The sequence below is a fragment of the Pseudomonas sp. RA_15y_Pfl2_54 genome, from assembly GCF_963971015.1.
Taxonomy (GTDB): Bacteria; Pseudomonadota; Gammaproteobacteria; order Pseudomonadales; family Pseudomonadaceae; genus Aquipseudomonas; species Aquipseudomonas baetica_A.
Map to the genome: position 1 here is coordinate 19,915 of NZ_CAXAPN010000038.1, position 14,093 is coordinate 34,007.

At 58.9% G+C, this 14,093-nt stretch carries 12 protein-coding genes; 1 reads left to right on the forward strand and 11 read right to left on the reverse strand.

Annotated features, from left to right (window positions below; translation table 11 throughout):
• Window positions 1-36: 36 nt before the first annotated feature.
• From AACY50_RS24155 to AACY50_RS24185, 7 genes are read right to left on the reverse strand one after another with little or no spacing between them, the layout of a single operon-like run.
• Window positions 37-1,371, reverse strand: coding sequence for an amidase family protein (locus AACY50_RS24155; RefSeq protein ID WP_339466332.1), 1,335 nt, complete (start codon window positions 1,369-1,371; stop codon window positions 37-39).
• A gap of 31 nt (window positions 1,372-1,402) precedes the next feature.
• Window positions 1,403-3,112 (reverse strand): NAD(P)/FAD-dependent oxidoreductase, encoded by a 1,710-nt coding sequence (locus tag AACY50_RS24160; RefSeq protein WP_339433509.1) that lies wholly within the window; start codon window positions 3,110-3,112, stop codon window positions 1,403-1,405.
• Between the two features lie 19 nt (window positions 3,113-3,131).
• Complete coding sequence (locus AACY50_RS24165) at window positions 3,132-3,617, reverse strand: aromatic-ring-hydroxylating dioxygenase subunit beta (protein ID WP_339466334.1); 486 nt, start codon at window positions 3,615-3,617, stop codon at window positions 3,132-3,134.
• On the reverse strand, window positions 3,598-4,896 hold the full coding sequence (locus AACY50_RS24170) for a Rieske 2Fe-2S domain-containing protein (RefSeq protein WP_339433507.1): 1,299 nt from the start codon (window positions 4,894-4,896) through the stop codon (window positions 3,598-3,600). Before AACY50_RS24170 ends, AACY50_RS24165 begins: the two co-directional genes overlap by 20 nt.
• Before the next feature lie 13 nt (window positions 4,897-4,909).
• Window positions 4,910-5,842 (reverse strand): flavin reductase family protein, encoded by a 933-nt coding sequence (locus AACY50_RS24175; protein ID WP_339433506.1) that lies wholly within the window; start codon window positions 5,840-5,842, stop codon window positions 4,910-4,912.
• A complete protein-coding gene (locus tag AACY50_RS24180) occupies window positions 5,839-6,255 on the reverse strand; it encodes a DUF4440 domain-containing protein (protein WP_339433505.1) in 417 nt (138 codons plus the stop codon). The genes AACY50_RS24175 and AACY50_RS24180 overlap by 4 nt, the downstream gene beginning before the upstream one ends.
• On the reverse strand, window positions 6,236-7,603 hold the full coding sequence (locus tag AACY50_RS24185; RefSeq protein ID WP_339466336.1) for an MFS transporter: 1,368 nt from the start codon (window positions 7,601-7,603) through the stop codon (window positions 6,236-6,238). The genes AACY50_RS24180 and AACY50_RS24185 overlap by 20 nt, the downstream gene beginning before the upstream one ends.
• 105 nt (window positions 7,604-7,708) lie before the next feature.
• On the opposite strand from AACY50_RS24185, the gene AACY50_RS24190 reads away from it, so the two are divergent.
• A complete protein-coding gene (locus tag AACY50_RS24190; protein ID WP_339433503.1) occupies window positions 7,709-8,596 on the forward strand; it encodes a LysR family transcriptional regulator in 888 nt (295 codons plus the stop codon).
• An 89-nt stretch (window positions 8,597-8,685) separates the two neighbouring features.
• On the opposite strand, the gene glpD is transcribed toward AACY50_RS24190, so the two are convergent.
• The 4 genes from glpD to AACY50_RS24210 all read right to left on the reverse strand — a co-directional run bounded on the left by glpD (window position 8,686) and on the right by AACY50_RS24210 (window position 13,799).
• A complete protein-coding gene (gene glpD / locus AACY50_RS24195) occupies window positions 8,686-10,221 on the reverse strand; it encodes a glycerol-3-phosphate dehydrogenase (protein WP_339466339.1) in 1,536 nt (511 codons plus the stop codon).
• Window positions 10,222-10,516: 295 nt separating this feature from the next.
• On the reverse strand, window positions 10,517-11,272 hold the full coding sequence (locus tag AACY50_RS24200) for a DeoR/GlpR family transcriptional regulator (protein WP_007916700.1): 756 nt from the start codon (window positions 11,270-11,272) through the stop codon (window positions 10,517-10,519).
• A 95-nt stretch (window positions 11,273-11,367) separates the two neighbouring features.
• Entirely contained in the window at window positions 11,368-12,870 is a 1,503-nt protein-coding gene (gene glpK / locus AACY50_RS24205; RefSeq protein WP_221732102.1) for a glycerol kinase GlpK, read from the reverse strand.
• Between the two features lie 77 nt (window positions 12,871-12,947).
• Complete coding sequence (locus tag AACY50_RS24210; RefSeq protein ID WP_210703427.1) at window positions 12,948-13,799, reverse strand: MIP/aquaporin family protein; 852 nt, start codon at window positions 13,797-13,799, stop codon at window positions 12,948-12,950.
• Window positions 13,800-14,093 lie beyond the last annotated feature (294 nt).

Consider the following 14,093-nt stretch of genomic DNA (forward strand, 5'->3'; position numbering starts at 1 on the left):
AAGCCCTCTCCCACAGGGTTTTGTGCACGATGCGATTCAAACGATGTTCAGCAGGTGCGTCAGCAGCCGCACGCTCGCCAACAGGAAGTCGTCCTGCCCCGGCAGCGCATCGAACGACAACCCCACCGGCAACGAACCGGCGCGGGCGACCGGAATGCTGATGCTCGGCGCCGCCAGGTTGCTCGCCGGGTCGGTATTGCGCACGAAGGTCTCGAAATTGCTCTCGTCCGAGCAATCGCTGAGCAACGGCGCGCTGCACGCAACGGTAGGGTAGGCGAGCAGGTCCAGTTGGTGCTGGCCGAACAACGCCCGGTATTCCTTTTCCAGGCGCAGCTTGCTCATCAACGCCTGCACGTAGTCGGTGTAGGAGATCGCCGGGCTTTCCAGTTGGGCGGTGAGAATCCGCTTGATCGCCGGATCGCGGATCTGCGCGAGGATGTCGAGGAACTGCTCACCACGCCCTTGCCCCATGAGGAAACGAGGGAAGTCGATGAAGAACTCATAGATTGGCAACGGAAACTGAATGGCTTCGTTGATTTCACCGATCAGGGCATCGTCGACCGGCACGATGCTCACGCCGCGATCGGCCAGGCTGTCGATCGCGGCGCGGCAGTCGCGTTGCACGTTATCTTCAAGGTCGGCCCACAGGAAACGTTCCGGGATGCCGATGCGCAGCGGCCGATCATCGGCCAAACGGACGGGACGGTTACCGGTGAGGTGGCGGTGAACAAACTGGCAGTCCTCCACGGTGCGGGTCAGCAGGCCCGAGGTGTCCTTGGTCTGCGACACCGGGACGATGCCGTCTACGGGATATAGCCCGGTGGTCGGGCGGAAACCGACGATCCCGCAGAACGCTGCCGGGATACGCACAGACCCGCCGGTGTCGGTGCCGACCGCGCACGGCACCAGCCCGGCGGCGACAGCGGCGGCGCAACCGCCGCTGCTGCCGCCGGCGCTGTGGCGCTCGTTGGCAGGGTTGATCACGGCGCCATGGGTATGGTTGGCCGACGTCACGCCGAACGACAGTTCGTGCATGTTGTTCTTGCCCACGACCCGTGCGCCCAATTGTTTGAAGCGCTGGACGATGCCCGCATCGTGCTGCGGAAAGTAATCGGACAGGCCGGGGGTGCCAGCGGTGGTCGGCATGCCGCTGACGTTGATGTTGTCTTTGAACGACACGGGCAGGCCAAACAGTGCGCTGTCACGCCCGATCCCATCGGCCTTGAGCGCCGCCGGGTCGAAGGTGATGAAGCTGTTCAGGTGTTGCGCCATCGCATGACGATCGCGCAGCGCTTGCTGCCAGGTGTCCAGGCAGAGTTGGCCACTGCGGAATCCGTTGACGAGCGCTTCAATAGAAAGCTGGCTGTACATGAATGTGTCTCGGCGATTGAAAGGGGCGGATTCAGCAGTAGCGATACTGCGAGTGCAGGTCATCGAGCGGGTTGCCGGCAATCAAGTCGCCACCCAGGCTGCTGATCACTGCGCAGGCACCGTTGAGTGCCGTCTGAATCGCACCTTCGGCCCAACCGCCGGTGAACGAGGCGCCGCAACCGGCCAGGTACAACCCGGTGTCTTGATTCGGATCGAGCGCGGTGCGGAATTGATAGAACAGGCGTTCGGAATAAATGTCGTCGCCGGGGAAGTTCAGCTTGAAGGCGCCCAGCGCATGCTTGTCGGTCAGCCAGTCGTATTCCAGAACGTAGCGCTGGTAGTCGCCACCGAGCGGCAGCAGATGGCTGGCAAATTCCGGTGCACTCATCGCCAGCTCATCGACCAGACGCAGGCAGCGCTGCACTTTGTCGGACATCGAGACCATTTTGTGCGAGTCATCTTCCCAGGTGTAACTGATCAGCACCACGCCCCAGGATTCCGGGTCCTGCGGTGCGTAGTCCAGGCAATACACGCCTTTGACCAGGGTGTCGGTCTGGATGTTTTGTGGCAGGCCGTGCTTGAGCCAGAACTTGTCCTTGGTCAGGATGAACAACTTGGACGAACCGACCATATGGGTCTCATTGATTGCCCGCGCCACGTCGCGATTGACGAAGGCCTGGTTCTGCGTGAGCTTGAGGTTGACTTGCAGTGCGCGGGTCGTGGTCGTGGTAATCACCCGGTCGCAGGCGTAGGTTTCGCCGTTGCTGCCAGCCAGCAGGATTTGCCCGTCCGGGCCTTTGTTGATCGATTCGATGCGCGTGCGACAGATCATGTCGCGTACCTGAATACCGTTGAACGAGGTGTCGGCGATCAGTTCGGCCAGCGCCGAGATGCCGTTGGGCACCAGGCGTTGATTGACCTCCAGGGCATTGACCACCAGCCGCAGGATTTCCGTGAACGAGGCGCGATACACCGACTGGAAACCGCCCGAGCCAATCCCCAGCGAACCGAACAGGTGGAAGTCTTCCGGCTTGCGCCACGCCCGGCCGCCGGGCGGATTGTTGCCGGTGAAAATGCGCACCATCGCCGAGTAAAACGAGCTGTCGCCGAAGCAATCCAGATAGCGCTGCCACTCCGGCTGCACTTCGCAGTAGTTGTGCTGCTTGAGCAATTCAGTCAGCAGCAGCGGCGGTGCGAGACTGCTGCCGTCATCGAGTGTTACGCCTTCGCGCAAAAATGCGTTCCAGCCTTGGTGTACGGTGCTGAACAAGGCCGGCGGCGGTTGCATCGCAGCCCAGTGATGGGCCTCGCCACGGTAGTGGATTTCTGTGTCGACGACGCCCGGATCGGGAAACGCTTCGGTGGTTTCGATGCCGAAGCGGTTGAGGTAATGGAACAGTCCGACTTCGCTGGGCGGGAAGCGCATGGCGCCCATTTCGGCGATGAATTGCGGTTGGTCTTCGTCAAAGCACTGGGTCAGCAGACGACCGCCGACGTGTTCCGGTTCGGCTTCGAACAAGGTGACGCGGCGTGCACCCGAGCGCAGCAATTCGTAGGCGGCGACCAGCCCGCTCAGGCCGGCACCGACGATACCGATGTGTTTCTCGGCGGTTTCCACTGGCAGGTAACCGATGGCTTCTTCGGCATTGCGCAGGAACTGGCCGTAGTCATACAGCAGATCGACATAGGGAAAAGACAGGCACGCGGACGCCTGGTTGGAGCCTTTGGAAGTAGGGTTCACAGGGGGGATTCTCGGTCGATCAGATAATGAGCTGCAGGCTTTCAAGGGCGCGTGCGGGGTTGAGCAACAGGATCTTTTTGCCGTGGATTTTCCAGGTGCCATCGATATTGATCAGTTGGTGTTCGACGGTCACCGGGTAATGCCATTCGCTGTCGCCACGGGCTTCGCAATACAGCATGTTGCTGCTGGCGACGGCGCTGTACGACGATTCATCCAGGGTGATGCGCGGGCGTTGGGCGATGTGCAGGCTGCGGCTCTTGGGCTGCTGGGAAAAGTTGCGCGCATTGGCCAGCCGATTGATGCGCAGCGTGGTCAGAAAGCGGTCTTCATACACCAGCGATGATTCATGCAACGGGCTGCGTTGCTCGCGGGTCATGGGGATCCAGTAGGTGTAGTCGTCGCTGAGCAATTGTTGCCAGGCGTCGAAATCCTGCTGGTCGAGCAGGTGCAGTTCGGTCTCGATCAGTTGCTCGATGGCGTGTTGATTAGATGGATCGTGTCGCATGGTCGCCCCGCATCAAGTGCTGCCAACTGTTATAGAAATTACGCATCGCCATTTCGCTGGTGCCGGACACCACCTGGGTCTGCTCGTAGGTTTCATTGGGTTCGAACAAGCGACTGACGTTGACCCATTCGTTGGCATCGCTGCCCAGGCCTTCCATCGCCCGCTCGTACATTTCCACGTCGTCGTGGGCGACCATCGAGCACGGCGAGTTGATCAGGTTGTTGTATTGCACGGTTCTTTCGAGCAACTGCACGGGCGCGCCTTGCAGTTCGAAGATCCACGATTCGACGATGGTTTCCCGGGCGCTGACCGGCTTGATCACGCGCAGCGTCTGGATCGGGCCCTTGACCATCAGATTGGGGAAGTACACGGTGTTATGCCGGGTGTCGTCGAGGATCGCCCGGGCCTGGTCTTCGCCGTAGCTGTCGACCATCAACTCCCAGTAACCGGGAATATCGGTGTAAGCCTTGTGGATCGAGTTGCTGACCCCGGTGTGCCCGTGGCCGTTGGGCCAGACGCGAATGCCCATACCGGCGAAAAACTCGTAAGAAGCCATGAACGGCGAGAACAGTTCGACGGCCATCGGCGGCTTGCCCTGTTCCCCGGTTTCCTTCCACAGACGAATCGCTTCGCCCGCCGAGGACTCGTGAGCGATCATCGGATGGCAGGTATCAGTCTGGTTATCGACGACCATTTTCCAGTTGCAGCGATGGCGGTGCAGCAGCGGTTGGCCGATCACTTTCAACTGACCCCGCGGCGAGCGCATGACCATGTTGTCGAGGGTCGACAGCGATTCGCCGAAGAACTCGTCGAAGCCGATACCTTCTTGCGTCAAACGCACGAACACGAAGCCGCGATAGTTATGCACCGCCGCCACGTTGCGCATGCCCTTGTGCGCGGAACAACTGCTGAGGTCGCAGTCGTCGTATTCCTTTTTTACCGGAATGCTCAACAACTCGCCGTCGGTCTTGAACGTCCAGGCGTGGTACGGGCAGCGCATGAAACGCCCGACATTGCCACGAGTCTCGGCCAGGACTTTCACGCCCTTGTGCGGGCAGCGGTTGTGCAGCACGACGATCGCGCCGTTCTTCTGGCGCACCATCGCGAGCGGCTGCTGGGCGAGGGTGGTAGTGAAGTAGTCACCGGTTTCGGGGATCAGGCTGTCGTGACCCAGGTAACACCAACTCGCGGCGAAAACCCGCTGTTGTTCCTGTTCGAAGAGTGACTGATCAAGGTACAGAGATTTATGCACTTCTCTGCCATTGAAGTAGTTGTCCAACGGGGTGTCCTCTTTAGATCGCCAGCTTCAGGCGTGGGCTTTTCGCCCGTGAAACACAGGGATAGATCCGTGCGCTACAGGCAGCTTCTTGTTCGCTCATGATGAAGTCGCGGTGGTCGACTTCGCCTTCCAGTACGTCCAGTGCGCAGACGCCGCATTCGCCGCGACGGCAGTCGTACAACGGATCGAGCCCGGCCGCTTCCAGGGCTTCGAGCAGCGTTTGCTCAGGGCCGATTTCGACGCTAACGCCAGAGTCGGCCGCGTCGATCACAAAGCCTTGTGCGGCATCGTTGCGGGCAACGTTGAACACCTCAAGATGGATGCGCTCACGGGCCAGGCCGACGGCTTCGGCATGGCTCAAGATTTCGTTGAGCATCGAAGTCGGGCCGCAGACATAGAGACGGTCGTCGGCGTCGAGGTCGGCGAGCAGTTGATTGATCGCCGGGCGGCTGCCGGACAGGTGCAACTGCATGCGCTCCTGCAACTGAGCTTGCAGATGTTCGGCGTAAGCGGCGTCATCGGCACTTTTCGCGAAGTAGTGCAGGAGCGGCGTTCGCTCAAGCGTATGCAGATGGCGCAGGATGCCGGTCAACGGTGTAATGCCGATACCGCCGGCAATGGCGATATCGCGGCCGGTGCTGGCGTCGAGCGGGTAGTTGAAGGTGTTGAACGGGCCTTCCAGTTCCACGCAGTCATCCACGGCCAGAGCGCCGATGTAGCGGCTGCTGGCGGAATCCGGCGAGAGGCGGATAGCAAAGGTGAAGTTGCCGTCGGCGGCCTCATCCAGATGTACCGTCGAATAGTGACGGCAGTCGCTCAGCCCGGGGATCAACCACTTGAAATGCGCCCCGGCATGGCTCATGGCGGCCAGGGTGGCCGGGCCGCTGACCGTTATTTCCTTGATCGACGCCGACAGCATCCGGCATTGGGTGACGGTGTATTTCATGCGGGCTTTACCGGGCTGATTGGCGTTTCGTGCAGGTACAACCATTGGACGTCGTGGTGCTGAACGCAAAGGATCGCTACCGAGATGCGCGACGTTTCAACCTGGTTCAGGCGATGGGTTTCCTTGTAGCGTAGCGCTACTGTCGCGCCTTCGTGCCAGACCGTATGCAGGTCGCTGATCAGGATTTCCAGGCCTTTACGGGCGCCGATTGCACCTTTGAACAACTGTTCGACCTGCGCCCGGCCGACCACCGCGGCTGAGGTGGTGACCATGCTGAAGTGCTCGGCGAAGACCGCCATCAGCGGTTCCACGCTGGCTTCGCCCGTGCCGTCGGTATCGGTAAACACGCGATGAATCAGTTCATGCACGTGGTGAATGCTGTGTTGCGCTTGTTCAACCAGGTTGTTGTTCATGACATTCCTTTGGAGGGTTCAATTGGCTCATTTGAAACAGCGGAAACAGCCCGACCAGCGCCGCAATCGCGAAGGTCGCGTGATAGGCCGCCGTGGTGTCGAACTGCTTGAGCAGCAGGTTGAAGATCATCAGAAACAGCGCGGCACCGAGGCTGAACGACATTTGCCGGTTGATGTTCCAGATCACGCTGGCCTTGTGCGTGTCGCCGCCGGCAAAATCCATCAGCGAAGTGGTTTGCGCGGTGTTGGCGCCGATGCCGCCACCGATGCCCATCAGGCTGTAAGCAATCACGATTACCCACAGATCCGTCGGCGCATTCACCAGCATCAGCGTGGCGATGCCCGCGCTGTGCAAGAGCATGCCGAGGATGAACAGGCGTTTGGCGCCGACCCGGTTGTAGACCCGGCCACAGATCGTCATCGCGATGAATGCGCCGATGGCATAGAGGATCATGAACATCCCGGTCAGCCGGGCGCTGAAGTGCAGGGTGTTCTGCAGGAAGAAAATGCTCATCAGGTTGACCCCGGTGAACACCCCCGGAATCGCGTAATAGATGAAGATCGAAGTGCTGAGTTTTTTGCTCTTGAGCAGGCTCAGTTCGATGATTGCGTTGCTGGATTTACGGTAGTGCGCAAGGTACAGCGCGATGAATATCAGGCCCGCGACCAAGCAGGCGATCGCGGCCGCTGCCGGGTAGTCGCCGCCATACAGCGACATGCCCATCAGCAGGCTGGCCAGTGCTGCGCTGACCAGCAACAGGCCTTTGATGTCCGGGCGGGGCAGGCTGGCGGGTTTGCTTTCCTTGATCCAGAACCACGACAGCCCGGCAGCGATCAACGAGAACGGGATGTTGCTGTAGAACACCCAGCGCCAGGAACTGCTATCGACGATGATGCCGCCGACCGTGGGCGAAATGGCCGGGGCGATCAGTGCCACTGCCATGACCAGCGTGGAGATTTTTGCCCGCTGCTCGCCCTGAAACAGATTGAACGTCAGCGCCTGGCCCACTGGAATCAGCAGCCCGCCGCCGATGCCCTGGATAAAACGCCAGATCACCAGTTCATGGAAGCTGTCGGACAAACCGCACATCCATACGGAACCGGTGAATACCAGCATCGAGGCGGTGAGAATCTCGCGACTGCCGAAGCGGCCCGCGAGCCAGGTGCTCACTGGAATAATCAGGGTCAGGCCGAGAATATAAGCATTGGCGACCCAGGCCACCGACGAAGTACTGACTTGCAAAGTTGCCGAGATACTGGGCAATGCCACAGCCGACATGAATATATTAATGCAGTCAATAAAAAAGCCGATCAAAAAAATCAGCGCGATTTTATAGCGATAGTTCATGTTGTATCCCCTTTGCCGCGCAGCATAGGGGCGGTGGACTTGAAGTGTCGATACGACTATGCTTAAAACAATGTTTGACAGGATTTAACAGTGAGCCATAGCGCCATGCACTCTCATCTTAATCGGGTTCAGACGTTTCTCGCGGTGGTTGATTTTGGTTCTTACACCAAGGCCGCCAATTACCTGAGTATCAGCAAAGCCATGGCCAGCCTGCATGTCAAGGCGCTGGAAGAGGTTTTGTCTGCGACATTGCTTATTCGCAATACGCGCAATATATCGCTGACGGAAATTGGTCAGGACTTTTATGAAGAGTTCAAGGGAATAGTCGCGGACATCGATAATGCCTTCGATAACGTATTGAAGGGTAATAATCGTGTCTCCGGTAAGTTGCGCATAAGTTCCACGAGTGAATATGGCGAAAAGTATATTCTGCCGTTGATCCCATTGTTCTCCGAGCGCTATCCGGAAATTCGCTTGTGCTACAACTTCAATTCTTCATTGAATGATCTGGTGGCGGAAAAACTCGATCTGGTGATTCGCCTCGGCAACTTGGCAGACTCGGCATTCAAGAGCCGCAAGCTGGCGGATTACGAAATTGTGCTGGTCGCCAGCGAAGGGTTTCTCGCTCGTTATCCGGTGAATGAGCCACAGGCTCTGAACAATGTGCCGTGGATCGCCAACAGCAATCTGCAGGCACCGACACAGTGGAGCCTGCGTGACGGGCAAGGGCAAAGCGTCGAGATCAACGGCATCAATCACTTCGAGTCGAATTCCTCCACGGCCATTCGTTCGATGACGCTGTCGTCGCTGGGGGTTTCGGTATTGCCGGTGTGGGTGGTCGAGGATGACATCGCCAGCGGGCGTCTGGTGCGTTTACTGCCTGAGTATGCGCTGCCTTCGCAATCGATCAACGTGGTGTTCCCCAACAGCCCGCACCTGCCGCACAAGTCGCGGGCGTTTATTGATTTTCTGTTGTTGCATCTGGCGCGCTGACCTCGCTGGTCAGCGCCCGATCCGTAGAAAAGAAAAAGCCCCTGAATCTCACGATTCAGGGGCTTTTCCGTTCAAGCGATGATCAGTGATCAGGCCGCTTCAATCTTGCCATTGTGCTCGACCTTGCCCAGATACGCCGCCAGTTTCTCCTGCTCGGCCGCAGTGGTGAACAACCCCAGCTTGCTGCGGCGCCACAGAATGTCGTGCGCGGTAGTCGCCCACTCTTCGCTGCACAGGTAATCGACTTCACGGGTGTAGAGCCCGCCACCCAGGTGTTCGCCCAGGTCGGCGAAGGTTTCCACGCCTTCGAGCATGCGCCAGGTGCGGCTGCCGTAGGTGGTCGACCAGCGGCGAGCGATTTCAGTCGGCACGAAGTCGAACTTGTCGCGAATCAGTGCGCTCAAGGCCTGCGGGGTGGTCATGTCTTCGCCGCCGGGCAGGGTAGCGGTCGCCGTCCAGCTCGGGCGCATCTGGGTGAAGAACGGCATCAACTGCGCCATCGCCGACTCGGCGAGTTTGCGGTAGGTGGTCAGCTTGCCGCCAAACACCGACAGCAACGGTGCTTCTTCGCCGCTGCCGGACAGCGCCAGGGTGTAATCGCGGGTCACGGCCGACGGGTTGTCGGATTCGTCGTTGCACAGCGGACGCACACCCGAATAGCTGTGCTGAATGTCGTCGCGGCTGATCTGCTTCTTGAAGTGGGCGTTGACCACTTTCAGCAGGTAATCGGTTTCGCCCTCGGTGATCGCCACTTTGGCTGGATCGCCGGTGTACTCGCGGTCGGTGGTGCCAATCAGCGTGAAATGGTTCAGGTACGGAATGGTGAAAACGATGCGCTGATCTTCGTTTTGCAAGATGTGCGCATGTTCGCCTTCGTACAGTTTCGGCACGATGATGTGGCTGCCCTGAATCAGACGGATGCCGTACGGCGACTCCATCTTCAAGTCATCACGAATGAACTTGGCGACCCACGGGCCGGCAGCGTTTACCAGCGCTTTGGCGGTGATCGAAAACAGGCTCCCGTCGGCGCGCTCCAGGTTCAGATGCCACAAGCCTTTGGCGCGACGGGCGCTGACGCAACGGGTCTGGGTGTGGACGTGGGCGCCTTTTTCCCGGGCGGCCATGGCGTTCAGAACAACCAGGCGAGCGTCATCGACCCAGCAGTCGGAGTATTCAAAGCCTTTTTTGATTTCGCTTTTCAGTGCGCTGTCGGCGCCGAACTTCAGGCTTTTAGAACCTGGCAACTTTTCGCGCTTGCCCAGGTTGTCATACAGGAACAGACCGGCGCGGATCATCCACGCCGGACGCAGGTGCGGGCGGTGCGGCAGCACGAAACGCATCGGCTTGACGATGTGCGGCGCCTTGGCCAGCAGGACTTCGCGCTCGGCCAGTGCTTCGCGCACCAGACGGAATTCGTAATGTTCGAGGTAGCGCAGACCACCGTGGATCAGCTTGCTACTGGCCGACGAGGTATGGCTGGCCAAGTCATCCTTTTCGCAAAGGAAAACAGAGAGACCGCGACCGGCGGCATCCGCTGCGATCCCGACCCCATTGATCCCGCCACCGATGACGGCGAGGTCGTAGATCTCAGAGATAGGGGGCGTACGCAAGGTAGATGTTGACATCGGCTGGCCTCGGGCTCTTTTGATTTTCTGTATTGGAAATCGAACATTAATGTTCATTTTCGAAAATGGTAGCTCATAAAGACGCGCACAGCCAGTCGACTTCGATTGAAAAAACTCATCGAAGGGCGGTTAAAAGAAGATATTCGAACATCAAATGTGCGCAAGAGCGCGGCAGATGTGCTGTTTGTGAGGGACTCTTCGCGAGCCAGCCCGCTCCCACAAGGGGAGCGCATTCCATAGGTGGGAGCGGGCTGGCTGGCGAAGGCGTCGGTACAGCCGATGAATATTTGAGGGGTTAAACGACTTCCAGGCGAATCTTGTGCTGACTCAGCAACTGCGCCAACGCTGGCACTGGCTGCTGATCCGTCACCAGGCAATCAATCAGGCTGATCGGGCCGAGCCGAATCATCGCATTGCGCCCGAATTTGCTGGAGTCCGCCGCCAGGATCACCTGCCGCGCATTGGCGATGATCGCTTGGGAAACCCGTACTTCCTGATAATCGAAGTCGAGCAGGCTGCCGTCCTCGTCGATACCGCTGATACCGACCAGGGCGAAATCGACCTTGAACTGATTGATGAAATCCACGCTCGCCTGACCGACAACCCCGCCGTCACGGCGCACATTGCCGCCCGTCAGCAACACATCAAAGTCATCCTTGGCACTGAGCATCGACGCCACATGCAAGTTGTTGGTGATGATTTTCAGGTGGTTGTGATTGAGCAGGGCGCGGGCAATCGATTCGGTGGTGGTGCCGATGTTGATGAACAGCGAGGCGTGATCGGGGATCTGGGCGGCGATGGCTTCACCGATGCGTTGTTTTTCATCGCGCATCTGATCGGCGCGCATCGCATAAGCCGTGTTTTCGACGCTGGAGTCATAGGCGGCGCCGCCATGGTAGCGACGAAGCAGATTGGCTTCCGCGAGCTGATTGATGTCGCGGCGAATGGTTTGCGGGGTAACAACGAACAGCGTGGCCATTTCCTCGATACTCACATAGCCGCGTTCGCGGACCAGTTCGAGGATTTGCTGCTGACGGGGAGGCAGATTCATGGGGCTTCCTTTGGGCTGCCGTGCAAAATTTGCCCATGATGCCGCAGGAATCCGCTCCCTACCAGTTAGAACCCTATAAGGATCCCGAGACTGTCTTATTCAGCGTCTTCGCGTTCCCAGTCACGGGTACGGCTGACGGCTTTTTTCCAGCCTTTATAGAGTTTCTCTTTTGCCACTTCGTCCAGGCTCGGTTCGAACTCGCGTTCGATGACCGCTTTGCCGCGCAGTTCGTCCAGGCTGCCCCAGAAACCGCACGCCAGACCCGCCAGATAGGCAGCGCCCAGGGCAGTGGTTTCGCGCATTTGCGGGCGCTCGACCTGCGTGCCGAGGATGTCGGCCTGGAACTGCATGAGGAAGTTATTGGCAACTGCGCCGCCGTCCACACGCAGGGCCTTGAGGCGTTCGCCGGAGTCCTGCTGCATGGCGTCGAGCACGTCTCGGGTCTGGTAGGCAATCGACTCCAGAGCGGCACGGATGATGTGATCCACGCGCACGCCACGGGTCAGACCGAACAGGGCGCCACGGGCATACGGGTCCCAGTACGGTGCGCCCAGGCCAGTGAAGGCTGGCACCAGATACACGCCGTTGCTGTCTTTGACTTTATTGGCGAAGTATTCGGTGTCGTGGGCGTCGTTGATGATCTTCAGTTCATCACGCAGCCACTGCACGGTGGAACCGCCGTTGAATACCGCGCCTTCGAGCGCGTAAGCCACTTCGCCGCGCGGGCCGCAAGCGATGGTGGTGAGCATGCCGTGCTTGGATTTCACCGCTTTGTCGCCGGTGTTCATCAGCAGGAAGCAACCGGTGCCGTAGGTGTTTTTCGCCTGGCCCGGCTCGACGCACATCTGGCCGAACAGTGCCGCTTGCTGGTCGCCGGCGATACCGCCGATGGCGATGCCGCTCTTGGTGCGACCGTAGATTTCCGAGGAGGCTTTGACTTGCGGCAGCATTTCGCGCGGGATGTCGAGGATCTCCAGCATCTTCGAATCCCATTCAAGCGAATGGATGTTGAAGAGCATGGTGCGCGAGGCGTTGGTGTAGTCGGTGACGTGCACCTTGCCGCCAGTGAATTTCCAGATCAGCCAGCTATCGATGGTGCCGAACAGCAGTTCGCCGTTGCGCGCACGTTCGCGGCTGCCTTCAACGTTGTCGAGGATCCACTTCAGTTTGGTGCCGGAGAAGTACGGGTCGGTGACCAGGCCCGTGGTGTCGCGGATGTAGTCTTCGTGGCCGTCACGCTTGAGCTGCTGACAGATCTCGGTGCTGCGGCGGCACTGCCAGACGATTGCGTTGTACACCGGGCGGCCGGTGGTCTTGTCCCAGACTACGGTGGTTTCACGCTGGTTGGTGATGCCGATGGCAGCCACCTGATCGTGATGCAAGCCAGCCTGAGCCAGCGCTTCAACCATCACTGCGCTTTGGGTGGCGAAGATTTCCATCGGGTCGTGTTCAACCCAACCGGCTTGTGGGTAATGCTGGGCGAATTCGCGCTGCGCGGTGCAGACCACGTTCGCGTCGCGGTCGAAAATGATCGCGCGGGAGCTGGTCGTACCCTGATCGAGGGCAATGATGTAGTTCTTATTCTCAATGTCGGTCATGTCGATTGCCTTGGACGAAAAAAGGGAGAGTGGGCCTTGGCGCAGGCTCTATTGGGCAGGAGCCTGCGCCGACTGTTTCAAGAAGTTCTTGGTTTGCCGTCAATGGCCGGTTCTGCATCCTTTGTAGCAGGTGTGGCGCCGGTCAGGTGGCGGGCGATGAGCCCGCGATACCCGGCAGCGCCGAGGCAGGCACCGACAATCGGTGCAAAAATCGGAATCAGGAAGTACGGAATGTCGCGGCCGCCAGTGAAGGAAATTTCACCCCAGCCGGCGAAGAAAGTCATCAGCTTGGGACCAAAGTCACGGGCCGGGTTCATCGCAAAGCCCGTCAGCGGGCCCATCGAACTGCCAATCACGGCAATCAGCAAACCGATCAGCAGCGGCGCCATCGGGCCTCTTGGCAGGCCGTTGTTGTCGTCGGTCAGGGCCATGATCACGCCCATCAGGATGGCGGTGATGATCATCTCGACCAGAAATGCCTGGGCGGTCGACAGCACCGGGTTCGGGAAGGTGGAGAACACCGACGCCAACTCAAGGCTGGCCGCCGAGCCGCGCACCATTTGATGAGTTTGTTCGAAATCGAAGAAGAGATTGCTGTACAGCGTGTAAACCAACAGCGCGCCGCAGAAGGCGCCGGCAATCTGCGAAAGGATGTAGAACGGCAGTTTGCGCTTTTCGAAGTCAGCGAAGATGGTCAGCGCGATGCTCACCGCCGGATTCAGGTGCGCGCCGGAAACGCCTGCGGTGAGGTAGATCGCCATGCTCACGCCTACGCCCCAGATGATGCTGATTTCCCACAGACCGAAGCTGGCGCCCGCGACTTTGAGCGCGGCGACACAGCCAGTACCGAAAAAGATCAGGAGTGCAGTGCCCAGGAACTCGGCCATGCATTGGCCTGAAAGCGATGGTTGCTGTAACGCAGTTGTCATTGAAAACCTCGATTTTTGTTGTTGTCTGGCGCACTGCCGACAGGGCAAGGCGCGATTTTCACCGAGGCGGGATCCCCATCCCGTTCTCGGTCTGCTGCTGGGTGCTGCCGTGATCATAATTCTTACATTATTCAGATTCGAAAAAATATAGACAAGAAACAAACCTGTCAAAGGTCGAAAGTGAACCATTGGTCACAATAAAACTATCAATGCGGTGAATGATCCTATTTGGAGGATGGAAGTTTTTTCGGTTGTTCGCCTGCAGGCCATGGGAAACGTGACTTGTGCTAGAGC

Excerpts from the sequence above, each read along its gene's own strand:
- AACY50_RS24180 (WP_339433505.1), bottom strand. The coding sequence starts at position 6,255 with ATGAACAACAACCTGGTTGAACAAGCGCAACACAGCATTCACCACGTG.
- AACY50_RS24165 (WP_339466334.1), bottom strand. The coding sequence starts at position 3,617 with ATGCGACACGATCCATCTAATCAACACGCCATCGAGCAACTGATCGAG.
- glpD (WP_339466339.1), bottom strand. The coding sequence starts at position 10,221 with ATGTCAACATCTACCTTGCGTACGCCCCCTATCTCTGAGATCTACGAC.
- AACY50_RS24210 (WP_210703427.1), bottom strand. The coding sequence starts at position 13,799 with ATGACAACTGCGTTACAGCAACCATCGCTTTCAGGCCAATGCATGGCC.
- AACY50_RS24185 (WP_339466336.1), bottom strand. The coding sequence starts at position 7,603 with ATGAACTATCGCTATAAAATCGCGCTGATTTTTTTGATCGGCTTTTTT.
- AACY50_RS24155 (WP_339466332.1), bottom strand. The coding sequence starts at position 1,371 with ATGTACAGCCAGCTTTCTATTGAAGCGCTCGTCAACGGATTCCGCAGT.
- glpK (WP_221732102.1), bottom strand. The coding sequence starts at position 12,870 with ATGACCGACATTGAGAATAAGAACTACATCATTGCCCTCGATCAGGGT.
- AACY50_RS24190 (WP_339433503.1), top strand. The coding sequence starts at position 7,709 with ATGCACTCTCATCTTAATCGGGTTCAGACGTTTCTCGCGGTGGTTGAT.
- AACY50_RS24200 (WP_007916700.1), bottom strand. The coding sequence starts at position 11,272 with ATGAATCTGCCTCCCCGTCAGCAGCAAATCCTCGAACTGGTCCGCGAA.
- AACY50_RS24175 (WP_339433506.1), bottom strand. The coding sequence starts at position 5,842 with ATGAAATACACCGTCACCCAATGCCGGATGCTGTCGGCGTCGATCAAG.